19 protein-coding genes are annotated in these 22,762 nt (G+C 62.0%); 7 read left to right on the plus strand and 12 right to left on the minus strand.

All coding sequences use genetic code 11. The features are described from left to right. The first annotated feature begins 22 nt into the window (after positions 1-22). Positions 23-877, plus strand: a complete 855-nt coding sequence (locus OIM99_RS00725; RefSeq protein ID WP_311848370.1) for a DUF1194 domain-containing protein — start codon at positions 23-25, stop codon at positions 875-877. 4 nt (positions 878-881) lie between these two features. Beyond that, entirely contained in the window at positions 882-2,657 is a 1,776-nt protein-coding gene (gene ggt, locus OIM99_RS00730) for a gamma-glutamyltransferase (protein WP_311848371.1), read from the plus strand. A 40-nt stretch (positions 2,658-2,697) separates the two neighbouring features. Here the strand turns inward: ggt and OIM99_RS00735 are convergent, their stop codons facing one another. Further along, on the minus strand, positions 2,698-3,732 hold the full coding sequence (locus tag OIM99_RS00735) for an aldo/keto reductase (RefSeq protein WP_311848372.1): 1,035 nt from the start codon (positions 3,730-3,732) through the stop codon (positions 2,698-2,700). 241 nt (positions 3,733-3,973) lie between these two features. On the opposite strand from OIM99_RS00735, the gene OIM99_RS00740 reads away from it, so the two are divergent. From OIM99_RS00740 to OIM99_RS00750, 3 genes are read left to right on the plus strand one after another with little or no spacing between them, the layout of a single operon-like run. Next, a complete protein-coding gene (locus OIM99_RS00740; protein ID WP_311848373.1) occupies positions 3,974-5,011 on the plus strand; it encodes an aromatic ring-hydroxylating dioxygenase subunit alpha in 1,038 nt (345 codons plus the stop codon). 1 nt (position 5,012) lies between these two features. Continuing rightward, a complete protein-coding gene (locus OIM99_RS00745; protein ID WP_311848374.1) occupies positions 5,013-5,576 on the plus strand; it encodes a MarR family winged helix-turn-helix transcriptional regulator in 564 nt (187 codons plus the stop codon). A gap of 43 nt (positions 5,577-5,619) precedes the next feature. Beyond that, entirely contained in the window at positions 5,620-6,792 is a 1,173-nt protein-coding gene (locus tag OIM99_RS00750) for an ABC transporter substrate-binding protein (protein WP_311848375.1), read from the plus strand. A gap of 51 nt (positions 6,793-6,843) precedes the next feature. On the opposite strand, the gene OIM99_RS00755 is transcribed toward OIM99_RS00750, so the two are convergent. The 6 genes from OIM99_RS00755 to OIM99_RS00780 all read right to left on the minus strand — a co-directional run bounded on the left by OIM99_RS00755 (position 6,844) and on the right by OIM99_RS00780 (position 14,656). Further along, the gene (locus OIM99_RS00755) at positions 6,844-8,061 is read right to left on the minus strand and encodes a phosphopentomutase (RefSeq protein WP_311848376.1); all 1,218 of its coding nucleotides are present in this window, start codon (positions 8,059-8,061) and stop codon (positions 6,844-6,846) included. Positions 8,062-8,083: 22 nt separating this feature from the next. Further along, complete coding sequence (locus OIM99_RS00760; protein ID WP_311848377.1) at positions 8,084-9,712, minus strand: ABC transporter ATP-binding protein; 1,629 nt, start codon at positions 9,710-9,712, stop codon at positions 8,084-8,086. A 10-nt stretch (positions 9,713-9,722) separates the two neighbouring features. Further along, a complete protein-coding gene (locus OIM99_RS00765; RefSeq protein ID WP_311848378.1) occupies positions 9,723-10,907 on the minus strand; it encodes an ABC transporter permease in 1,185 nt (394 codons plus the stop codon). A 1-nt stretch (position 10,908) separates the two neighbouring features. After that, positions 10,909-11,997 carry a microcin C ABC transporter permease YejB gene (locus tag OIM99_RS00770; protein WP_311848379.1) on the minus strand — a complete coding sequence of 363 codons (1,089 nt, stop codon included), beginning with the start codon at positions 11,995-11,997 and terminating at the stop codon, positions 10,909-10,911. Positions 11,998-12,038: 41 nt separating this feature from the next. Further along, positions 12,039-13,913 (minus strand): extracellular solute-binding protein, encoded by a 1,875-nt coding sequence (locus OIM99_RS00775; RefSeq protein WP_311848380.1) that lies wholly within the window; start codon positions 13,911-13,913, stop codon positions 12,039-12,041. Positions 13,914-14,092: 179 nt separating this feature from the next. Further along, positions 14,093-14,656: a cytochrome c family protein gene (locus OIM99_RS00780; RefSeq protein ID WP_311848381.1), complete on the minus strand. Its 564-nt coding sequence runs from the start codon at positions 14,654-14,656 to the stop codon at positions 14,093-14,095. A 174-nt stretch (positions 14,657-14,830) separates the two neighbouring features. Between OIM99_RS00780 and OIM99_RS00785 the strand changes: the two genes are divergently transcribed. Continuing rightward, positions 14,831-15,559, plus strand: coding sequence for a 3-deoxy-manno-octulosonate cytidylyltransferase (locus tag OIM99_RS00785; protein ID WP_311848382.1), 729 nt, complete (start codon positions 14,831-14,833; stop codon positions 15,557-15,559). Here the strand turns inward: OIM99_RS00785 and maiA are convergent, their stop codons facing one another. Next, entirely contained in the window at positions 15,560-16,192 is a 633-nt protein-coding gene (gene maiA / locus OIM99_RS00790) for a maleylacetoacetate isomerase (RefSeq protein WP_311848383.1), read from the minus strand. A 130-nt stretch (positions 16,193-16,322) separates the two neighbouring features. Between maiA and OIM99_RS00795 the strand changes: the two genes are divergently transcribed. Then, complete coding sequence (locus OIM99_RS00795) at positions 16,323-16,883, plus strand: methylated-DNA--[protein]-cysteine S-methyltransferase (RefSeq protein ID WP_311848384.1); 561 nt, start codon at positions 16,323-16,325, stop codon at positions 16,881-16,883. 6 nt (positions 16,884-16,889) lie between these two features. Here OIM99_RS00795 and OIM99_RS00800 read toward each other — a convergent pair whose 3' ends face one another. From OIM99_RS00800 to OIM99_RS00815, 4 genes are all read right to left on the minus strand, one after another. Further along, positions 16,890-17,225, minus strand: a complete 336-nt coding sequence (locus tag OIM99_RS00800) for a YnfA family protein (protein ID WP_311848385.1) — start codon at positions 17,223-17,225, stop codon at positions 16,890-16,892. A 6-nt stretch (positions 17,226-17,231) separates the two neighbouring features. Further along, complete coding sequence (locus OIM99_RS00805) at positions 17,232-18,914, minus strand: electron transfer flavoprotein-ubiquinone oxidoreductase (protein WP_311848386.1); 1,683 nt, start codon at positions 18,912-18,914, stop codon at positions 17,232-17,234. 209 nt (positions 18,915-19,123) lie between these two features. Further along, positions 19,124-21,802: a pyruvate, phosphate dikinase gene (ppdK, locus tag OIM99_RS00810; RefSeq protein WP_311848387.1), complete on the minus strand. Its 2,679-nt coding sequence runs from the start codon at positions 21,800-21,802 to the stop codon at positions 19,124-19,126. A 172-nt stretch (positions 21,803-21,974) separates the two neighbouring features. Then, positions 21,975-22,586, minus strand: a complete 612-nt coding sequence (locus OIM99_RS00815; RefSeq protein WP_311848388.1) for a DUF308 domain-containing protein — start codon at positions 22,584-22,586, stop codon at positions 21,975-21,977. Positions 22,587-22,762: the final 176 nt, after the last annotated feature.

The raw sequence follows: 22,762 nt of genomic DNA on the forward strand, positions 1-22,762 counted from the left end.
TGTGGCAACTGGAGGCGATCGCATGACGACGCGAGTGAGTCGGGGCTTTGCCCGGATAGCAGCCACCAAACTGTCAGCGCTGGTTCTTGCCGGCACTGTCTTCCTCGGGCTGCCGGCCCAGGCGAAAGACGGCGCCACCGCCGTCGATGTCGAACTCGTCCTTGCTGTCGATGTTTCCTATTCGATGGATCCGGAGGAACAGCGCATCCAGCGTGACGGCTATGTGCAGGCACTGACCTCGCCGCAATTCCTCAACGCTCTGAAGTCGGGCACCCACCAGCGCATCGCGGTCATCTATGTGCAATGGGCCTCGGCCCTCGACCAGGACGTGCTCGTGCCGTGGACGATGATCGACAGCGCAGGGGCGGCGCAGGCCTTCGCCGACAAGCTGACGGAAGCGCCCTATCGGCGGGCGCAACGCACCTCGATTTCCGGTGCCATCGATTTCGCCGCCCAGCAATTCGCCAACAACGGTTATAACGGCGAGCGGCAGGTGATCGACGTCTCGGGCGATGGCACCAACAACAACGGCCGGCCGGTGACCCAGGCGCGGGACGACGCCCTCCAGCAGGGCATCGTGATCAACGGTCTACCGTTATTGATCCGCCCGTCCAACTATGGCTATTTCAACGATATCGCCAATCTTGATGAATATTATGAGGATTGCGTGATCGGCGGCCCCGGCGCCTTTTCCATTCCGATCAAGGACCGGGCCAATTTCATCGAAGCGACGCGCACCAAGCTGGTAATGGAAATCGCCTCAATCCTGCCCCAACCGCTGTTCAAGAACGGCGCCATCATTGCGGCGCAGGCCCGCGAACCGCGCGTCAATTGCCTGGTCGGCGAATCCATGTGGCGTAACCGTTGGGGCAATTGAAGGCATGAAAAGAACGACGGGTTGGGTGTTTGTCGCGGCGCTCCTGATCGCGACGACGCAAGCGCCAGCGCAAGTCAGAACCCTCGATCCGAAGCCTGCTGATCCGGCGGCCGCCCCTGCGCCACCGCCGATCATCGCCAATGATGCCCGCATTCTGCCGGCTCTCTCCACCCATGGCATGGTGGCGAGCCAGGAGGTGAAAGCCTCGCGCATCGGCGTCGAGGTAATGCGGCGTGGCGGCAATGCGGTCGATGCGGCCGTGGCTGTCGGCTTTGCATTGGCCGTGACCTTGCCCCGCGCCGGCAATCTCGGCGGCGGTGGTTTCATGATGGTCTATCTCGCCAAAGAGAAGAAGACGATCGCCATCGACTATCGCGAGACCGCGCCGGCGGACACGCCAACCGACGTGTTTCTCGACAAGAGCGGCGAATTCGTGCCGGAGCGATCGCAATCCTCCGGGCTCGGTGTCGGTGTTCCCGGCACCGTTGCCGGCCTGGCGCTGGCGCATCGCAAATATGGCTCCGGCAAGCTGACGCTGGCGCAACTGATCGCGCCGGCCATCGCGCTGGCGCGCCAGGGCCTCGTCGTCGACGACGATCTGGCGGATTCCCTGCCGCAGGCCGTTCGCCGGCTCAACCGCTATCCGTCGAGCCGCGCCATCTTCCTGCATCCCAACGGCACGGCGCTTGGCCGTGGCGATCGGCTGGTGCAGAGCGACCTGGCGCGCACGCTGGAGCGCATCGCGCGGCGCGGCGAAGCCGGCTTCTATCAGGGCGAGACGGCACGGAAGTTGGTCGCCAGCGTTCAGGGCCATGGCGGGCGCATGACGCTCGACGATCTGAAATCCTATCGCGTCGTCGAACGCGAACCGGTGCGCGGCACCTATCGCGGCCGCGAGATCGTCTCGATGCCGCCGCCCTCCTCAGGCGGTGTGCATCTGATCGAACTTCTGAACATTCTCGAAGGCTGGCCGATCGGCGACTACGGTCACAACTCGGCGCAAACGCTGCATCTCATGGCCGAAGCCATGAAGCATGTGTACGCCGACCGCACACAATTCATGGGCGATCCCGATTTCGTCAAAATGCCGGTGAAGGGCCTCGTGTCCAAGGCCTATGCCAAGAAGATACGCGACCAGATCTCGCCTGATAAGGCGAAGCCCTCGATCGAGATCAAGGCCGCCGACCCGCTCCCTTATGAGAGCGATCAGACCACCCATTATTCCGTCGTCGACAAGGACGGCAATGCGGTTTCCAACACCTATACGCTCAACTTCTCCTACGGCCTCGGGCTCGTCGCTGAAGGCACAGGCGTACTGCTGAACAACGAACTCGACGATTTTGCCGCCAAGGCCGGCGCGATGAATGCGTATGGGCTGCTCGGCGGTGCCGCGAATGCGCCGGCGCCCAACAAACGGCCACTGTCATCAATGACGCCGACCTTCGTGTTCAAGGATGGTCAGTTGGAAATCGTCACCGGCTCGCCCGGAGGCTCGCGCATCATCACCATCGTCTTGCAGATCATCATGAACCTCATCGACCATCGCATGAATGCGGCGGAAGCGACGGAAGCCGTGCGCGTACATCATCAATGGCAGCCGGACGAACTGCGCGTCGAACGCGGCCTCTCCATCGATACGATCAAACTGCTCGAAGCCAAGGGACACAATGTGCGCATCGGTTCGGTCTTCGGCTCGGCCCAGACGATCTACCGGGCCGACGGGGTGTTGATGGGCGCCAGCGATACGCGCCAGCGCGGCGCGGGCGCGGTTGGATATTAAGAGCAAATCGCGGTTCGTTAGAAACGCGATTTTGCTCCGTCTACGTCATCGGCGGATTAAGGCGCGCAAAGCCCTCCTGCCGGCGATAGGGAAAATGCGGATAGGGCGCGGTGACAGCACTGGCCTTATCCAGCTTCTGCACCTGTTCGGCGGTGAGGTTCCAACCGACGGCGCCGAGGTTTTGCCGCAACTGCGGCTCATTGCGGGCGCCGATGATGACCGAAGAGACGGTCGGACGTTGCAGCAGCCAGTTCAACGCGATCTGCGGCACGGTCTTGCCCGTCTCCCGAGCGATCTCGTCCAAGGCATCGACGACGCGAAACAGATAGTCGTCGGCGATGGGCGGCCCGAAATCGGCTGTGTCGTGCAAACGGCTGCCTTCCGGTAGCGGCGTGCCGCGCCTGATCTTGCCGGTGAGCCGGCCCCAGCCGAGCGGGCTCCAGACCAAGGCGCCAAGCCCTTGATCGGCCCCGAGCGGCATCAGATCCCATTCGTAATCGCGCCCGACGAGCGAGTAATAAACCTGGTGGGCGACATAGCGCGGCCAGCCATAGCGATCGGCTATTGCGAGCGATTTCATCACCTGCCAGCCGGAGAAATTGGACACGCCGACGTAACGCAATTTGCCTGAGCGCACCAAGGCATCGAGCGTGGAGAGCACTTCTTCCACCGGCGTCCCCGCGTCGAAGGCATGCAATTGCAGAAGATCGATATAGTCGGTGCCGAGCCGGCGCAGCGCATCATCGACAGCGCGGATCAGGCGGTAGCGCGAGGAGCCCGCCTCATTGGCACCCTCGCCCATCGGCAGGCTGGTCTTGGTGGACAGCAGAACCGCATCGCGGCGGCCCTTGATTGCCGCGCCGAGAATCTCCTCGGAGGCGCCGTTGGAATAGACATCGGCCGTATCGAAGAGATTGACGCCGGCCTCCAGGCAGATGTCGATCAGGCGGCGGGCTTCCGCCGCATCGGTCGTACCCCAGGCGCTGAAGAGCGGTCCCGTCCCTCCGAACGTGCCTGCCCCAAAACTCAGGACCGGGACTTTCAATCCCGACCGACCCAACGCCCGATAGTCCATGACAACCCCTTAAATCGCGAATGACGATGCGATTGCGAGATATGCCCTCAACGGGCAACGGCCAGTCGACGGTCGGGAATAGCATTTGTGACGTGAAGTCATAGCTCCGAGCCCTGCCTCTCCCCCACGCCTGGACGCCCAGAAAGCTTACGCTTGACCATTAGTTGCTATAGCAACCTTTTCTGTTGCTATAGCAACTAATTTGAATTACAAATTTGCCAAGCACTGAGGGAGAGCGCCGATGTTTCTGCGCAATGTTTGGTATGTCGCCGGCTTTTCGAACGATCTGCAGCCCGGCCAGCATATCGGCCGCAAGTTTCTGAACGAATCCATCGTCCTGTTTCGCGGCGCATCCGGAAAGGTCGGCGCCCTTGAGGATCGCTGCTGCCATCGCGCCATGCCGTTGAGCGAAGGCCATGTCGACAACGACATCCTGCGCTGCTGCTATCACGGCCTCGAATTCGATGCCTCCGGCGCCTGCACCAAAGTGCCGGGCCAGGATCGCGTGCCTTCAGGCGCCATCATCCGCTCCTATCCGCTCGTCGAGCGCGATGCGGTGATGTGGATCTGGATGGGCGACCCGGCAAAGGCCGATGAAGCGAAAATTCCCGCACATCCCTATCACGTCGACCCGAAATGGGGCTGGAAGAGCGCGCATTTCGACGTGAACGGCAATTGGGAGCTGCTGGTCGAGAATCTGATGGATCTCTCGCATCTTGGCTATGTCCATGCGCGCACCATCGGCGGCAATGCCAACATGCATTTCCGCACTAAGACGGAAGCCAAGCGGATCGATAACAAGGTCACCGTGACGCGTCACATGCCGAACTCCGTTGCGCCGCCAACCTATGTCGATGCGGCCGGCTTCAAGGGCCCGATCGATCGCTGGCAGGAAATCGAATTCGAGCCGATGGTCATTCGCATTCACACGGGTGCCTGCGACGCCGGGACCGGCGCTTACGAAGGCAAACGCGAGCATGGTTTCTCGATGATGGGCTTCCACGGCATTACGCCGGAAACGGACACCACAACCCATTATTTCTGGTCGATCGCCACCAATGTCGGCCTTGATCGTGGCGTGCCGGAGGTCGTGTTTGAACAGACCGCCTTCACCTTCAAGGAAGACCAGGTCGTTCTGGAAGCCCAGCAGAAGCGCATCAACGAGACGCCGAACGGCAAGTTCGTCAATATCGCTTCGGACGCCGGCAGCAATCTAACCAAGCGCCTGCTCAAATCGCTGCACGAAGAAGAAACTTCGGATACGGTCGCGGCCGCCTGAGATGGCCAAGGCCGCGACCGCAAAGGACGATCAGCACGAGGCTTTCCCTCTCGGGGAGGCGCGTGAAATGGGAACGACTGCGCTCGACCTCAATATCTACGTTCCGCATCACCTCACGGTGATCGCGAACCGATGGTCGCGCGGCTCCTCCAGAATCTATCTGAAGCGGTTCGGCATCGGCGTGAACGAATGGCGGATCATTTCCATGGTCGCGGTCGAGCCTGGTGTATCGGCGCAGCGGGCGGGCTTTCTCACCTCCGTCGACAAGGGCATCGTCAGCCGCGCCGTCAAGGAGATGGAATCGCAAGGCTTGATCAGCGCGACACAGGATAAGGACGACGCCCGCAAGACATCGCTGACGCTGACCAAGAAGGGCTATGCCCTGCACGATCGCGTGGTCTCTGTCGCGCTCGAACGACAGAAGCGTCTGCTGGATGGGCTTTCCCAGGAGGAGGTATTGCTGCTCGCGCGTCTTCTCGGGCGCATCCGCGAGAATCTACCCGCCGTCAATGCGCGCGAGCTCGAACGCGACGAGCAAGCCCCGAAGGGAAAGCGGGGCAAATAACACAATCCGTTTTCGTAGCAGTCCATAGTAGAGGAGAGGGTATATGGGTTCGAAGACAAGACGCACCGTGGTGGGTGCGGGCATCGGCATGGCTCTGTTCAGCTTCGTGCCGGCGCAAGCGCAAGAGCCGTTCAAGATCGGCGTCATTCTACCGATGAGCGGCCCGTTTGCCTCCACCGGCCGCCAGATCGATGCAGCGATCAAGCTCTATATCGCCCAGAAGGGCAGCACGGTCGCCGGCCGCAAGATCGAAGTGATCCTCAAGGACGACGCGGGCTCGGCCGATGGCGCCAAGCGCATCGCCCAGGAGATGATCGTCAACGACAAAGTGAGTGCGCTCGTCGGCATGGGCCTGACGCCGATCGCTTTCGCCGTGGCGCCGATCGCCAGCAAGGCGCAGGTGCCGCTGGTCGTGATGGCCGCGGCCACGTCGGCGATCATCAAGTCCTCGCCGCTGGTTCTGCGCACCAGCTATACGACGCCGCAAGTGACCACGCCGATCGCCGCCTGGGCAGCGAAGGAAGGCGTCAAGCGACCGATGACCATCGTCACCGACTATGGTCCGGGCGTCGATGCGGAGAACGCCTTCAAGGCGAGTTTTGAGCAAAGCGGCGGCAAGGTGCTCTCGGCGCTGCGCGTCCCGCTGATGAACCCCGACTTTTCGCCGTTCCTGCAACGGGTGGCGGATGAAGGCGCCGACGCCGTCTATGCCTTCATGCCGTCGGGCGCTGGCGCCGTGTTCATGAAGCAGTTCTCAGAGCGCGGTCTCGACAAGAAAGGCATCCGGATGATCGTCGAAGGTGGCGTCACCGACGACGATATCTTGAACCAGATGGGCGATGCAGCGCTCGGCGCGATCAGCGGTTATCACTATTCGGCCGCGCATGACTCAGGCATCAACAAGACGTTCGTCGAAGCCTTCAAGAAGGCCAATCCGGGCATGCGGCCAAACTTCATGGCCGTCGGCGGTTGGGATGGCATGGACGTGCTCTACCGCGCACTCGCCAAGACCGAAGGCAAAGGTGCCGGCGCGCAATTGGTCGAAGCCGCCAAGGGCCTTTCGTTTGAGAGCCCGCGCGGCCCGATCTCGATTGACCCGCAAACCCGCGAGATCGTGCAGAACGTCTATATGCGCAAGGTCGAACGCCAGGCCGACGGTGAACTCTACAATGTGGAATTCACCACCATCCCGAACGCGAAGGATCCGTCGAACTAAGCTTCCCGTGAGGCAGCATTCGTCAGGAGGGCCCTCATCGGCCCTCCTTTTTTATAGCCAGGAGATGCCGCTGGCGGTCGGCGTCAAACCGAGATGCCGGGCAACGCTCGCGCCGATGTCGGCAAAGGTTTCGCGGCGGCCGATCGGGCGCGGTGCGATATCCGGGCCGAAGGCCAGGATCGGCACGTGCTCGCGCGTATGGTCTGTGCCCGGCCAAGTCGGATCATTGCCGTGATCGGCCGTGACGATGCAGAGATCGCCGGGACGCAGGCGCCCGCTGATCTCGCCGAGCCGGCGGTCGAAAATCTCAAGCCCGTGCGCATAGCCGGCGACATTGCGGCGATGGCCGAAATCCGTGTCGAGATCGACGTAATTGGCGAAGACCAGCCCGCCGTCGGGCAAAGTGTTGATTGTCGTCAGCGTCGCATCGAGAAGCGCCTGGTCGTCAGCGCCCTTGATCATCTCGCCGCTGTTGCGATGGGCGAAGATGTCGCCGATCTTGCCGATGGAGACGATCCCGCGCTCGGCCTCTGCCGCACGATCGAGAATATTGCCATGCGGCGGTTGAATGGAATAATCGCGCCGATAAGGCGTGCGATGGAAGTGGCCAGGCGTACCGACGAAGGGGCGCGCGATGACGCGGGCAATGTGCAGCGGATCGACCAGTTCGCGCACCAGTACGCAGAGATCGTAAAGCCGCTCACGCCCAAACGTTTCTTCATGCGCTGCGATCTGCAACACGGAATCGACCGACGTGTAGAGGATCGGCTTGCCGCTGCGCTGATGCTCCTCGCCTAATTCGTCGATGATGGCGATGCCCGAGGCATGGGTGTCGCCGAGAATGCCGGGCAGCTTGCCGCGCTTGACGATGTCGGCGACGAGCTCAGGCGGAAAGGCCGGATCGGTCGGCGGGAAATAGCCGAAGGCGAAGGCGGCCGGCGCGCCGGCGATCTCCCAATGGCCCGAGGGCGTATCCTTGCCCTTGGAGGTTTCGACGCCATAGCCCCAGGCACCTTCCGGGCGCAGAGCCACATCGAGCCCCGGCGGACACTGGCCGGTCGACGCTTGCGCGATATGGCCGAGACCCAGCGCATTCATCATCGGCAGGCGCAAAGGCCCTTGCCGCAATCCCTTCAAGTCCGCGCGACCTTCGGCGCAGGCGCGCGCGATATGCCCCAGCGTATCGGCGCCAGCGTCGCCGAACGCCGCCGCATCGGCCGCGCCACCGCAACCGAAGGAATCGAGCACGAGAATGAAGGCACGGGCCATAAGAGCCTCGGAAACACGGGCCTCAAGACGACGCGGCGGCGCCTGTCGTGTGAAGAAAAGCGGCAGCGAAGAGCGTGCGCGTATAGTCGCTCTGCGGCGCAGCGAACACATCCGCCGCCGGCCCCTGCTCCACTACCTTGCCATGGCGCATGACGATGATGTCGGAAGCCAGCGCCCGCACCACCTTCAAGTCATGGCTGATGAACATATAGGCGAGCTTGCGGCGCGATTGCAGCTCGCGCAGCAGTTCAACGATCTGCGCCTGCACGGACATGTCAAGCGCGGAAGTCGGCTCGTCGAGCACGACGAATTGCGGTTCCAGTGCCATGGCGCGGGCAATGGCAATGCGCTGGCGCTGACCGCCGGAGAATTCATGCGGATAGCGGTCCATGGTCACAGGATCGAGGCCTGTATCGGCAAGCGCCCGGGCAACGATGGCACGCCGCTGAGCCGCTTTCATCTGCGGATGCTGGATGGTCAGGCCCTCGGCGACGATATCGCCAACAGACATGCGCGGCGACAGCGAGCCATAGGGATCTTGGAAGACCACCTGCATGTTCCGCCGCAACGGCCGCATTTCGGCATTGCCCAGACCATCGATGCGCTGCCCCAAGAAAACGATCGGGCCTTCTGAGCGGATGAGACGCAGCAGGGCGAGCCCCAGCGTCGTCTTGCCGGAGCCGGATTCGCCGACGACGCCGAGCGTCTGGCCCTCGCGCACTTCCAGCGAAATGCCATCCACCGCCTTAACATGGCCGACAGTACGGCGCAGGAAACCCTGCTTGATCGGAAACCACACCTTGATGTCATCGCCCTTGACCACCACCGGCGCATCGGTCGAGCGCGCTGGCGGCGCGCCTTTCGGCTCGGCGGCCAGTAGCATCTTGGTATAGGCGTGCTGCGGCCGCTCGAAAACATCAGTGACGGAACCGCTCTCGACCACCTTGCCCTTCTGCATGACACAGACATCGTCGGCAATCCGGCGAACGATGCCGAGATCATGGGTGATAAACAGCATCGCCATGCCGTGGCGGGTTTGCAGCTCCTTTAGCAATTTGAGTATCTGCGCCTGCACGGTGACATCGAGCGCCGTCGTCGGCTCGTCGGCGATGAGCAGGGACGGACGGTTGGCCAACGCCATGGCGATCATCACGCGCTGACGCTGGCCGCCGGACAATTGGTGCGGATAGGCGCCGAGCCGCGAAGCCGGCTCGGGAATGCCGACCTCGGTCAAGAGTTCGACGATGCGGGCGCGGATTTTCTCCTTGCCGCGCGCGCCGTGCATTTGCAGGATCTCGCTGATCTGCATCTCGATCGTATGCAGTGGATTGAGCGAGGTCATCGGCTCCTGAAACACCATGGTGATTTCAGCACCACGGATTTTCCGGAGCTGGTCTTCGTCGGCTTTCAAGAGATCCTTGCCACGGAATAGAATCTCGCCGCCGGGAAAGGTCGCCGACGTGGCGCCAAGCAGGCGCACGATCGACATGGCGGTGACCGATTTGCCGGAACCGGATTCACCGACAATGGCGAGCGTCTTGCCTTCGGCCAAGGTGAACGACACGCCGTCGACGGCATGCATCACATTGCCGCCCTGGTGAAAGTCGACGCGGAGGCCGCGGACGTCAAGCAAGGGTGCTGGAGCGTTCATCGCGCGGGCCTCATGCGAAAGTCTTTCTCGGATCGAAGGCATCACGCACCGCTTCGCCGATGAAGATCAACAGCGACAGCATCAGCGCGATCACGGCAAAGCCGGTGAGGCCGAGCCAGGGCGCCTGCAAATGCGACTTGCCCTGCAACAGCACTTCACCCAGCGACGGCGAACCGGGCGGCAGGCCGAAGCCGAGGAAGTCAAGAGAGGTAAGCGTAGTGATGGACGAGTTGAGCACGAACGGCAGGAAGGTCAGCGTCGCCACCATGGCATTGGGCAGAACGTGCCGATACATGATCTTGACGTTGGACAGCCCCAGCGCCCGCGCCGCATTGACATACTCGAAATTGCGGGCGCGCAGGAATTCCGCGCGCACGACGTGGACGAGCGACACCCAGGAAAACAGCAGGAGAATGCCCAACAGAATCCAGAAGCTCGGCACGATGAACGACGAGACGATGATCAGGAGATAGAGATGCGGCAGGGATGACCAGATTTCGATGAAGCGCTGGAAGATCAGATCGACCCAGCCGCCGAAATAGCCCTGCACCGCGCCCGCCGCGATGCCGATCACCGACGACACGACTGCCAGCGCCAGGCCGAACAGAACCGAAATGCGGAAGCCGTAAATCAATCGCGACAGCACATCGCGGCCCTGATCGTCCGTGCCGAACCAATTCCATTCGAGATCGCGACAGCCCTTGATGCCGCGCTCGGCGCCATTGCGAACCGTGCGGCAATCCTCATCGCTGAGCAGCCAGGTGGGCGCGGCCGGGGCGCCGAGTTTCTTGTCCGGCGTGCCTTGCGGCAGATCGAGATTGCGGGTGTTGTAGGAGAAACGCACCGGCGGCCAGATCATCCAGCCGTTCTTGTTGATCTCATCGGCGATTGCCGGGTCGCGATAGTCGGTCTGCGCCAGGAAGCCGCCGAACTTCTCTTCCGGATAATCGACGAAGACCGGCGTCAGCAGCTCACCCTTGTAGGAGGCGAGGATCGGCCGGTCATTAGCGATGAATTCGGCAAAGAGCGACAGGACGAACAGAACGAGGAAAATCCAGAATGACCAATAGCCGCGACGATTGGCGCGGAAATTGTCGAGGCGGCGCCGATTGATCGGCGTCAGCGACCAGCGACGCGTGCCGGCTGTCTCGGTCTGGCGCGGTAGAGTGGCGAGAGCTGGCGAGGCCTGGTTCATCTCAGACCTGCCGCGTTTCGAAATCGATACGCGGATCGATCCATGTGTAGATCAAATCCGAGATAAGATTCACCACGAGGCCGAGCAGCGAGAAGATGAACAGATTGGCAAAGACCACCGGATAGTCGCGGTTCACGATCGACTCGAAGGACAGAAGCCCCAAGCCATCAAGGGTGAAGATATTTTCGATCAGCAGCGAGCCGGTGAAGAAGGCGCTGACGAAGGCGGCCGGAAAACCGGCGATAACGATCAGCATGGCGTTGCGGAACACATGGCCGTAGAGCACTTGGTTCTCGCTCAAGCCTTTCATGCGCGCCGTCTGCACATATTGCTTGCGGATCTCATCCAGGAACGAGTTCTTGGTGAGAAAGGTCGATGTGGCGAAAGCGCCGATGGCCATCGCGGTGACAGGCAGCACCAGATGCCAGAAATAATCGGCGACCTTGCCCAGCATCGAAAGCTGATCGAAATTTTCCGACGTCAGTCCGCGCAGCGGGAAGATTTGCCAGAACGAGCCGCCGGCAAAGAGCACGACCAGGAGAACGGCGAAGAGAAAGCTCGGAATGGCGTAGCCGACGATCACCACCGCCGATGTCCAGATATCGAACCGACTGCCGTCGCGAACCGCCTTGCGGATGCCGAGCGGAATGGAGATGGCATAGGAGAGCAGCGTCATCCAGATGCCAAGCGACATGGAGACCGGCAGCTTTTCCTTGATCAGTTGCAGCACCGGCGTATCGCGGAAGAAACTCCTGCCGAAATCGAACAGCATGAAGTCCTTCACCATTTTGAAGAAGCGCTCATAGGCCGGCTTGTCGAAGCCAAACTGCCGATTGAGGTCCTCGATCAATTTGGCATCGAGCCCCTGGGCGCCACGATAGCCCGTGTCGGAGGCCTGCATTTGCGACGCCATATCACCGCCACCACCGCTGAAACGGCCGGTGGCTCCCGAATCGAGCCCCTGCAACTGCGCCATGATGCGCTCGACGGGACCGCCGGGCGCGAATTGCACGATGACGAAGGAAATAAGCAGGATGCCGAACAGGGTCGGGATCATCAGAAGAAGACGGCGAGCGATGTAAGCCAGCATGGAGGCTCCTTAACCGCTGCTGCGTTCTGAACGTCGCGCCATCAACCCGTCACCCCGATCTTCTTGGCTTTTTCATCATCCCACCACCACAGGCCCGGCGCGCCGGTGCCGTATTTGGGCGTGTTCTCCGGTCGGCCGAAGACATCCCAATGGGCGATGAGCGAGTTTTCCTTGTACCACTGCGGAATCCAGTAACGGCCGGCGCGCAGCAATCGATCGAGCGCGCGCGCGGCGATGTTCAGCTCGTCGCGCGAGTGGGCGCGCGCGATACGATCGACCATGGCGTCGATGGCAGGGCTCGAAATGCCGGCCATGTTGCGCGAGCCCGGCGTCTGCGCGGCCTTGGACGAATAGACATTGTAGAGCCCGTCGCCCGGCGTGAACGAGCCGCCGAGCGCGATGATCATCACATCGAAATCGAAATCATCGAGCCGGCGCTTGTATTGCGCTGCATCGACCTGACGGAAACTGGTCTCAATGCCAAGGCGACGCAGATTGGCTTGGAAGGGCTCGGTGTGCGGCTTCAGGGCGCCGGACGAGTCGAGAAACTCGAACTCGAGCGGCTCGCCGTTCGGCAATCGCAAACGGCTGCCGTCGCGCTTGCAGCCGGCGGCCAGCAGCAAATCATTGGCCTGGCGCAGCAGAGCGCGATCGGAGCCCGAGCCATCGGACTTCGGCGGCACCCACGGCTCGCCGAAGACTTCCTCGGGCACGGAGCCGCGGAACGGTTCCAGCAATTTCAACTCTTCCGGCCCCGGCTTGCCGGTGGCTTTCATGTCGGAGTTTTCGAAGAAGGAGGTCAGCCGCGTATAGGCCTCGTACATGATGGTGCGGTTGGTCCATTCGAAATCGAAGGCGAGGCCGATGGCTTCGCGGATACGCGGATCGGCGAACTTCGGGCGGCGCGTGTTGAAGTACCAGCCCTGCGTGCCCACGGGTGCGCCGCTCGGCAGTTCGATGCGCTTGATGCGCCCGTCCTTTACGGCGGGAAAATCATAGGCCGTGGCCCAGAAGCGCGCTGTGAATTCCTCGTTGTAATTGGTCTCGCCGGTCTTGAAGCCTTCGAAACCGATCTGGCGCTCGCGATAATATTCGTAGCGGATGCGATCGAAATTATTGGTGCCGATGTTCACCGGCAGATTGGCGCCCCAATAATCCTTCACCCGATCGAATTCGATGAAGCGGCCCTGTTCGAAACGCGCCACTTTATAGGCGCCGGACCCAAGCGGCGCTTCCAGGGTCGTACCCTCGAAGTCGCGGCCCTTCCACCAGGCCTCGGAAAAGATCGGCAGGCCGCCGATGAGCAGATGCAGATCGCGACTGCGCTGCGGCGTGAATTTCACCACCACCGTCGCATCGTCCTCGGCGGTGGCGCCGACGAACTCGCGCAAGAGCGTGCGATAAAGCGGATGGCCTTTCTCTTTCAGGATATTGAAGGAGAAGGCGACGTCTTTCGCCGTCAGCCGCGAACCATCGTGGAAACGCGCTTCCGGCCGCAGCAGGAATTTATAGGTGAGCTTGTCATCGGCGATGCGCACGCGCTGGGCGACGAGGCCATAGAGCGTGCTCGGCTCGTCCGCCGTGCCAGACATGAGCGTATCGAACGTGCCATCCATGCCGGCGGCGCCCGCACCACGCAGGACAAAGATGTTCAGCGTGTCGAAGGTCTCGAAATTCTGGTTGCCGCTGGCGCTGCGAATTTGCAGGCGCAGAATGCCGCCTTTCGGGGCTTTCGGATTGACGTAGGAAAAATAGGGAAAGTCCGCCGGCTGCGCGAGTTCGCCAAAGGACGACAGACCGTGGGTCTCGGTCCAGCCGTCGGCGGCAAAAGCCTTGCCTGTGAAGGTTGCCGGCACGGTGGCGGCGGCGAGAGAAGCGGCGCCCAATTCAAGCGTTCTACGGCGCGTCAATTTCATGCAGATTCAACCCTGTGAGAAACGCGGGGAGAAGCGATGATTCGCGCCGATTATGTCGGTTTTTCGAGGCAGGGCTAGCTTTCTCTCGCCGCAAAGCCGCCATCAAAGAAAAAGGCCGGACAAAGGCCGGCCTTTTCAGAACAGTTTGATGAAAGAGCTGATGCTCTTGCTTGAAACGCTTACTTCTCACCCGGCTTCGGCAGATCAACCGGGCTGTCGGTGAGCGTGTGCAGATAGTCGATCAGGTCGGCGCGCTGCGTGTCGCTCTTCAGGCCGCCGAAGGTCATCTTCGTGCCATTGGCGAAGCCGCGCGGATTGAAGATGAAGTGGTTCAGATCCTCGAAGGACCATTTCCCCTCAGCCTTGGCCTTGTCGAGAATGGCGTTGGAATAGGCGAAGCCCGGCGCGGCGGCCATCGGACGATGGACGATGCCATAGAGGCTCGGCCCCTGCTTCACCGGACCGCCCTTCTCGAAGGAGTGGCAGACGCCGCACTGGGCCTTGGCCACTTGTTCGCCCTTGACCGGATCGGCCTTGGCCAGGAGGTCGGCGATCGCCGGCAGCTGGGCCGCGGCCGGGGCACCACCGGCGGGGGCGGCCGGTTCATCGGCCGGCAGGTCGTAACCTGCCGTCTTGGGCGCCGGAGCGTGATAAATGGCGTTGGAAACGATGCCCAAACCCATCAGGAACAGCAAAGTGCCCAGGACAGCACCGGCGATCTTGTTGAGCTCGAAGGAATCCATGGGCTGAAGGCTCCGCCAGGGTCGCAATTGAATAAGGTCCGCCGCCGGGGAACCGGCGCGGTTGCTGCGCTGGATAGCCGCTTTGCCGTCGGTTTGGCAACTCGTATAAGCGCACTTCCTTGCTACTTTTTGCCGCCCGACTCGCGGCCAAGCTCAAGAAAAGCGCGACAGCCGATGCCCTCCCCCGTCGTTCTCATTCCCGCCCGCATGTCTTCCACCCGCCTGCCCGGCAAGCCTTTGGCCGATATTGGCGGCGTGCCGATGATCGTTCAGGTCTGGCGGCGGGCCATGGAGGCCGAGGTGGGGCCGGTTATCGTGGCCGCCGACGCCCCGGAAATCGTCTCGGCGGTCGAATCAGCCGGCGGAAAGGCGGTTTTGACCAATCCTGACCACCCGTCCGGGTCGGACCGGATTTTCGAGGCGATCAATGCCGGCGATCCGGACGGGCGCCACGACATCATCGTCAATGTGCAGGGCGACCTGCCGACGATCGAGCCCGCACTGATCCGTGCCGCCCTGGAACCGCTCGCCGATTCAGCGGTGGATATCTCGACCTTGGCGGCCGAAATCCGCCGCGAGGAAGAACGCACCGATTCCAACGTGGTGAAGCTGATCGGCACGGCGATCGGCCCCAGGCGCCAACGGGCGCTGTATTTCAGCCGCGCCACCGCCCCCTGGGGCGAGGGCCCGCTGTTCCATCACATCGGGCTCTATGCCTATCGCCGCCGGGCGCTCGGTCGTTTCGTCGGCCTGCCGCCCTCGCCGCTGGAACAGCGCGAGCGGCTGGAGCAATTGCGGGCGCTGGAAGCCGGCATGCGTATCGACGCGATGATCGTAGATACGGTGCCGCTCGGCGTCGACACGCCGCACGATTTGGAGCGCGCGCGGCAGATGCTGAAATAACTATTCCGCGTCGGGCTGCTTTTCCGGCACGGCGGCGGCGAAGGCCGGATGTTTCAGGCTGGCGGCCTCGGCTTCAAGGATGCGCTTGAAGGCGGAAATGTCGGCACCGAAGCGACGCGCGTTGACGAGCTGCGGCACGAGGCAGATGTCCGCCATCGTCGGCTGATCGCCGAAGCAGAACGGTCCCTTCTCCTTGGCGATCAGCGCCTCGCAGGCCTTCAAGCCCTCATAGTTCACTTCCTTGGCCCAGCGCGTCACTTCCGCCTGTTCGACACCGAAGGCGGCAAGTTTATTGAGCGGCCCCAAATTCTGCACCGGATGAACGTCGCAGGCGATGGCCTCGGCGAAGGCGCGCACTTTGGCGCGGGCGATTGGGTCCTTCGGCAGCAGCGGCGGCTGCGGCACGGTTTCCTCGAGCCATTCCATGATGGCGAGAGACTGGGTGAGCACGGTACCGTCATCGAGCACCAGCGCCGGCACGAGGCCCTGCGGATTGATCTTGAGATAGTCCTCGGCCTTCTGCTCGCCCTTGCGCAGGTGACGGAACTCATGTTCCACCTGAATGCCTTTGAGGTTGAGCGCGATGCGCACGCGATAGGACGCGCCGCTTCTGAAATAGCCGATGAGTTTCATAGAACCTCCCGCAATACGGAACGGATTGCCCCGCTTGGGCGGGATTGCGGCGCAAGATACAGCCGAAGGCGATGAGGTCAATTGCCGTCCTATCAATTGGAGAACGGCGCCTTGCAGGCTATCATGGGGCATGCCTGGAAGTGCCGAGAATCAAGGTTTCGCGCAATTCGACACACCGGTTGGCGTGTGCCTGATCGTTTGGACGCCAAACGGCATCGCGGCCTTGCGTTTGCCGGAGGCAAGCCCAGAGGTGGCGCGGACGCATATCCGCAAAAGCTTTCCCGATATCGAGGAAAAGGAGCCGTCGCCGGAGGCCGCGGCGGCCATCGCCGCCGTGCAGAAACTGCTGCGCGGCGAGAAAGTCGATCTTTCGACGATCCGCCTCGATCTCACCGGCGTGCCGGAGCTCAATCGCGCCGTCTACGACATCGCGCGCGCCATCCCGCCCGGCGAAACGCGGTCCTATGGCGACATCGCCAAACAGATCGGCGGCGATCCTCTCTTGGCCCAGGCGGTGGGCCAAGCGCTGGGGCGCAATCCGGTGACGATCATCGTGCCATGCCATCGCGTGCTGGCGGCGGGCGGCAAGGTTGGCGGTTTCTCGGCTTTCGGCAGCATTCACACCAAGCGCAAGCTGCTGGCGATCGAGAGCGTGTTCAAGAGCGAGCCGGATCTCTTCAATCGGCTGTAATGCCCTTCAACTGCGCGGCGCGAGCAGAATGATCGACGCGCCGACAAGACAGATGACGCCGCCGGTCATATCCCAGCGATCGGGGCGCTGACCTTCGACGAGCCAGATCCAGGCGATGGAGGCGGCAATATAGACGCCGCCATAGGCGGCATAAGCGCGGCCCGCCGTATCGCTTTCAATGCGCGTCAGCAGATAAGCAAAGGCGGCGAGCGCCACCAAGGCGGGTAGCAGCCAGATGACGGAAGCCGCACGGCGCAACCACATCCAGAAGGCGAAACAGCCAGCGATCTCGGCCAAAGCCGCCGCCAGATAGATCGCGAGCGAAAAACCGATCTGCGTCATCACGCGTTACATGTTTGGATAATTGGGGCCACCGCCGCCTTCCGGCACAACCCAATTGATGTTCTGAGCCGGATCCTTGATATCGCAGGTTTTGCAGTGGACGCAGTTCTGCGCGTTGATGACGAAACGCGGATCGGTCTTCTTCACATCGTCCGCATAGAGCACTTCATAGACGCCGGCCGGGCAATAGAGCCGCGCCGGCTCGCCATATTCGGGCAGGTTTTCGCGAATGGGAATCGACGGATCGGCGAGCTTGAGATGGACCGGCTGGTCCTCCTCATGATTGGTGCTCGACAGGAACACCGACGACAGTTTGTCGAACGACACCTTGCCGTCCGGTCGCGGATAGACGATGGGCTTGACCTGCGACAGCGGCTTCAACGTCGCGAAATCAGGCTTGCCATGCTTCAGCGTGCCGAACGGCGAGAAGCCGAACAGTTCGTTCATCCACATATCGATGCCGCCAAGGCCGATGCCGATCATCGTGCCGAGCTTCGACCACAACGGCTTTACGTTGCGCACCTTGTAGAGATCGCGGCCGATATCGGAGCTGCGCCATGCCTCTTCATAGCCCAACAGCTCGTCATGGCTGCGGCCGGCTTCCAGCGCCTTCGCCACATGTTCGGCGGCGAGCATGCCGGAGAGAATGGCGTTGTGCGAGCCCTTGATGCGCGGCACGTTGACGAAGCCTGCGGCACAGCCAATGAGCGCGCCGCCGGGAAAACACAGTTTCGGCACGCTCTGATAACCGCCCTCGGTGATGGCGCGCGCGCCATAGGCAATGCGCTTGCCGCCCTCGAAGGTCGGCGCGATCATCGGATGGGTCTTGAAGCGCTGGAATTCATCGAACGGCGACAGCGTTGGGTTCGAGTAATTCAGATGCACGACGAAACCGACGGACACCAGGCCATCCTCGAAATGATAGAGGAAGGAGCCACCGCCCGTATCGTTCGAAAGAGGCCAGCCGAAGGAATGCTGCACGAGGCCCGGCTGATGTTTCGCCGGATCGATCTGCCACAGCTCCTTCAAGCCGATGCCAAACTTTTGCGGCTCACGATCGGCCGCCAGCTCGAAACGGGCGATGGCCTGTTTGCTCAGCGAACCGCGCGCGCCTTCCGCCAGCAACGTATATTTGCCGCGCAGCTCCATGCCGCGGGTAAAACCGTCCTTGGGCTTGCCCTCGCGGTCGACGCCCATGTCGCCGGTGGCGATGCCGCGCACCGCACCATTGTCGTCGTAAAGCAGTTCGGCAGCGGCAAAGCCGGGATAGATTTCAACGCCCAGCGCCTCGGCACGCGTGGCGAGATAGCGCGTCACATTGGCGAGCGAGCCGACGAAATTGCCGTGATTGTTCATCAGGCGCGGCATCAGGATATTGGGCAGACGCACGCCGCCTGAATGACCGAGCAGGTAGAAGCGATCGGCTTGGACCTCAGTGGTCAGCGGGCGCGCTTCATCCTCGCGCCAATCGGGCAACAGCCGGTCGAGGCCGATCGGATCGATCACCGCGCCGGACAGGATGTGGGCGCCGACCTCGGAGCCCTTCTCCACGACCACGACGCTGGCATCGGGCGCTATCTGTTTGAGATGAATGGCGGCGGCGAGACCCGCCGGACCACCGCCGACCACGACAACGTCGTAATCCATGCCCTCGCGTTCGGGCAGTTCGGCAGCATCGGTCTCAGCCATGGTTCCTCGATCCCATCTTCCCCTGATGGTTTATATGTAAACCATCTATTTCACATTAGAAAGGATTTATCTGTTCGACGCGCCAGAGCAAATTGGGTTTCGACCAAAACGGCATTTTGTCTGGGGTTTTTAGTGAACGCCCGCTCAAAATGACGCGGCCTCTCCCTGCGATCGCAGGAAGAGGCCGGAAAAGTCGCGTGCCTGCGTTCTCAGGCCGTGCTGGCCGCTGCCTTGCCGAGCGCCGCTTGCGCCGCCGCAAGACGGGCGATCGGCACGCGATAGGGCGAGCAGGAAACGTAATCGAGACCGACCTTCTCGCAGAACTGGATCGAAGCCGGATCGCCGCCATGCTCGCCGCAGATACCCAGCTTGATGCCCGGGCGGGTCTTGTTGCCGCGTTCAGCCGCGATCTGCACCAGTTCGCCGACACCTTCCTGATCGATGGTGACGAAAGGATCGGCTGCCAGAATGCCCTTGGTTGTATAGGGGCCGAGGAAGGACGCTGCGTCGTCACGGGAAATGCCGAGCGCCGTCTGCGTCAGGTCGTTGGTGCCGAAGGAGAAGAATTCGGCGCTTTCAGCAATCTCGCCGGCGCGCAGAGCGGCGCGCGGCAGTTCGATCATAGTGCCGACGATATAAGGCACTTTGACGCCGGTTTCCTTTTCAACCGCTTCCGCCATGGCATCGATACGCGCCTTGGTGAGATCGAGCTCGGCCTTGGTCATCACCAGCGGCACCATGACTTCGGCGGTCACCGGCTGGCCGGTCTTCTTGCTCGCTTCCACCGCGCCCTCGAAAATGGCGCGCGCCTGCATTTCAGCGATTTCCGGATAAGCGATGGCAATACGCACGCCGCGGAAGCCGAGCATCGGGTTGAACTCGTGCAGCTCGACGGCGCGGCGCTTGAGCTTTTCAGCGCTGGTGTTCATCGCCTTGGCCACTTCGTCGATCTCTTCCTCCGTATGAGGCAGGAATTCGTGCAGCGGCGGATCGAGCAGACGGATCGTCACCGGCAGGCCCGACATGATTTCGAACAGTTCGGCGAAGTCCTGGCGCTGCATCGGCAGAAGCTTGGCGAGCGCGGCGCGACGGCCCTTTTCGTCGTCGGCGAGAATCATTTCGCGCACGGCGACGATACGATCGCCTTCGAAGAACATGTGTTCGGTACGGCACAGGCCAATGCCATCGGCGCCGAAGTTGCGCGCCACGCGCGCATCGGCCGGCGTCTCCGCATTGGTGCGCACCTTCATGCGGCGGACCTTGTCGGCCCAGCCCATCAAAGTGGCGAATTCGCCTGACAGTTCCGGCTCCAGCATCGGCACGGCGCCGTTGAGCACCTGACCGGTCGAGCCATCGATGGTGATGATGTCGCCCTTGCGCAGAACCTTGCCGGCGGCGACCAGTTCGCCCTTGTTATAGTCGACACGGATCGAGCCCGCGCCGGACACGCAGGGCTTGCCCATGCCGCGCGCCACGACGGCGGCGTGCGAGGTCATCCCACCACGGGTGGTGAGAATGCCTTGGGACGCATGCATGCCGTGAATGTCTTCCGGCGAGGTCTCGACGCGCACGAGAATGACCTTATGGCCCGCCGCCTTGAGCGTTTCGGCTTCATCGGAATTGAAGACGATCTCGCCGGACGCCGCGCCAGGCGAAGCCGGCAGGCCGGTGGCGAGAATGTCGCGCTTGGCCTTCGGATCGATGGTCGGATGCAGCAATTGATCGAGCGCCGCGGGCTCGACCTTGCCGACCGCTTCATCGCGGGTGATCAGACCTTCGTTGGCCATGTCGACGGCGATGCGCAGGGCCGCCTTGGCGGTGCGCTTGCCGTTGCGCGTCTGCAGCATCCACAGCTTGCCGCGCTCGACGGTGAATTCCATGTCCTGCATGTCGCGATAATGCTTTTCCAGCAATTGCGTGACGCGGACGAATTCGTTGTAGCACTCCGGCAGTGCCGTCTCCATCGACGGCTTGTCGGAGCCGGCCGCCTTGCGCGCCACTTCGGTGATGTTCTGCGGCGTGCGGATGCCAGCGACCACATCCTCGCCCTGGGCGTTGATCAGGAACTCGCCGTAGAGTTCGTTCTCGCCGGTCGACGGGTTACGAGTGAATGCAACGCCGGTGGCCGATGTATCGCCCATATTGCCGAAGACCATGGCCTGCACGTTGACCGCAGTGCCCCAGCTTTCGGGAATCGAATTGAGACGGCGATAAGTGATGGCGCGCTGGTTCATCCACGAGGAGAAGACGGCGCCGATAGCGCCCCACAATTGTTCGCGCGGATCCTGCGGGAAAGGGTTGCCGCTTTCGCGGGCGACGACCTCTTTATATTGACCAACGAGCACGCGCCAATCCGCTTCGCCCAGATCGGTATCGAGGGTGAAGCCCTTGCGGTCTTTATATTCGTCGAGCAGGTCTTCGAAATTGTGGTGATCGATATCGAGCACCACGTTCGAATACATCTGAATGAAGCGGCGATAGGAATCCCAGGCAAAACGCGTGTCGCCGGCATTCTTGGCAATGGCATCGACGGTGACATCGTTGAGGCCGAGATTGAGCACCGTGTCCATCATGCCGGGCATGGACGCACGCGCGCCCGAACGCACCGACACGAGCAGCGGGTTGGTGTTGTCGCCGAACGTGCGGCCGGCGATCTTGCCGATATGGGCCAGCGCGTCCTCGACCGCCGGCTTCAGTTCCGCCGGATAGGTTTTGCCGTTGGCGTAAAACCAGGTGCAGAGTTCGGTGGTAATGGTGAAACCGGGAGGGACCGGAAGGCCCAGGTTAGCCATTTCAGCGAGGTTCGCGCCCTTGCCACCCAGCAGATTGCGCATCTCGCCGGTGCCTTCAGCCTTACCGTCGCCGAATGTATAGACCCATTTGCTCATAGATTCTGGCCTCTTAAGAGCTCACCACGGCCTCGCGTCCCAATCCAGCGGCGCGGCCTACGCGGGGCCGATGTTTGACGCAAAGCAGCAAAATGCGCAATCGACCGCATGGCGGCTGTGCCCACAATCGTCAATTTGAGTAAAAGGCCAATGAATCTAGCCAGTTACGATATTATTGACGGACAACGCGGTTCAAAGCGCGGCGCAAGGTCACGCCAAAGCCAACCCAAGCCCAACCGCGTACGATCATCTCGACGCCGAACAGAAGGCCGATCAGCACCAGATTCTCGCCCGGCCAACGGGTGACGATCAGCACCCCGATCAACGCGGTGACGACGGCCGAGATCGGCATGATGGCACTGCGATGGACGAGCGGCAAAGCAAAGTCGCAGCGCAAGCGGACGATGCCGGCGGCCAGGATACACATGCCCGCCAGTCCCGACAGCCAAGCGATCGACAGGAACGGAGCGGCGATGACGAACAGGCCGGCAAACATGTTCAATACGGCGGCCCGCGCCCAGGGCGTGGTGCGGGCATCGTCGCCGCGCGCGCTATGGCCAATGCCGAGCTCAAAAAAGCTCGCCAGTGTCATCAATATGCCCGCGGGTATCAAGGAAACCACACGCGATTGAGTGACGACGGCGACCAAGGCCACACCCAACAGGACGATGATGACCCCAGTGATAATGAGCGCGCGGGCACGTGGCACGAGACGGGCCACGGCCGTCACGAGATAGGCACGGAAGGCGTCGCGTTCAGCTGCATCGGCGGACTTATCGCTCACGCCTGCAACTCCGCAATTCTAGCCGTGTATTTTTCCCGTAACGTATTTTGCATGATCCTCCCGGTCGTCGAACCATGCGCGAAGGCTCCGTCGACGACCACGTTCCCATAGGCGTTCGACGGGCCGCTGTCCACGACCGGGGCGCTTTCTGAAACTCGAAAAGACCGAGAGGCAGG

This window comes from Methylocella sp. CPCC 101449 (assembly GCF_031921685.1).
In the GTDB taxonomy this organism is placed as follows: Bacteria; Pseudomonadota; Alphaproteobacteria; order Rhizobiales; family Beijerinckiaceae; genus Terripilifer.

Excerpts from the sequence above, each read along its gene's own strand:
- OIM99_RS00725 (WP_311848370.1), top strand. The coding sequence starts at position 23 with ATGACGACGCGAGTGAGTCGGGGCTTTGCCCGGATAGCAGCCACCAAA.
- ggt (WP_311848371.1), top strand. The coding sequence starts at position 882 with ATGAAAAGAACGACGGGTTGGGTGTTTGTCGCGGCGCTCCTGATCGCG.
- OIM99_RS00735 (WP_311848372.1), bottom strand. The coding sequence starts at position 3,732 with ATGGACTATCGGGCGTTGGGTCGGTCGGGATTGAAAGTCCCGGTCCTG.
- OIM99_RS00740 (WP_311848373.1), top strand. The coding sequence starts at position 3,974 with ATGTTTCTGCGCAATGTTTGGTATGTCGCCGGCTTTTCGAACGATCTG.
- OIM99_RS00745 (WP_311848374.1), top strand. The coding sequence starts at position 5,013 with ATGGCCAAGGCCGCGACCGCAAAGGACGATCAGCACGAGGCTTTCCCT.
- OIM99_RS00750 (WP_311848375.1), top strand. The coding sequence starts at position 5,620 with ATGGGTTCGAAGACAAGACGCACCGTGGTGGGTGCGGGCATCGGCATG.
- OIM99_RS00755 (WP_311848376.1), bottom strand. The coding sequence starts at position 8,061 with ATGGCCCGTGCCTTCATTCTCGTGCTCGATTCCTTCGGTTGCGGTGGC.
- OIM99_RS00760 (WP_311848377.1), bottom strand. The coding sequence starts at position 9,712 with ATGAACGCTCCAGCACCCTTGCTTGACGTCCGCGGCCTCCGCGTCGAC.
- OIM99_RS00765 (WP_311848378.1), bottom strand. The coding sequence starts at position 10,907 with ATGAACCAGGCCTCGCCAGCTCTCGCCACTCTACCGCGCCAGACCGAG.
- OIM99_RS00770 (WP_311848379.1), bottom strand. The coding sequence starts at position 11,997 with ATGCTGGCTTACATCGCTCGCCGTCTTCTTCTGATGATCCCGACCCTG.
- OIM99_RS00775 (WP_311848380.1), bottom strand. The coding sequence starts at position 13,913 with ATGAAATTGACGCGCCGTAGAACGCTTGAATTGGGCGCCGCTTCTCTC.
- OIM99_RS00780 (WP_311848381.1), bottom strand. The coding sequence starts at position 14,656 with ATGGATTCCTTCGAGCTCAACAAGATCGCCGGTGCTGTCCTGGGCACT.
- OIM99_RS00785 (WP_311848382.1), top strand. The coding sequence starts at position 14,831 with ATGCCCTCCCCCGTCGTTCTCATTCCCGCCCGCATGTCTTCCACCCGC.
- maiA (WP_311848383.1), bottom strand. The coding sequence starts at position 16,192 with ATGAAACTCATCGGCTATTTCAGAAGCGGCGCGTCCTATCGCGTGCGC.
- OIM99_RS00795 (WP_311848384.1), top strand. The coding sequence starts at position 16,323 with ATGCCTGGAAGTGCCGAGAATCAAGGTTTCGCGCAATTCGACACACCG.
- OIM99_RS00800 (WP_311848385.1), bottom strand. The coding sequence starts at position 17,225 with ATGACGCAGATCGGTTTTTCGCTCGCGATCTATCTGGCGGCGGCTTTG.
- OIM99_RS00805 (WP_311848386.1), bottom strand. The coding sequence starts at position 18,914 with ATGGCTGAGACCGATGCTGCCGAACTGCCCGAACGCGAGGGCATGGAT.
- ppdK (WP_311848387.1), bottom strand. The coding sequence starts at position 21,802 with ATGAGCAAATGGGTCTATACATTCGGCGACGGTAAGGCTGAAGGCACC.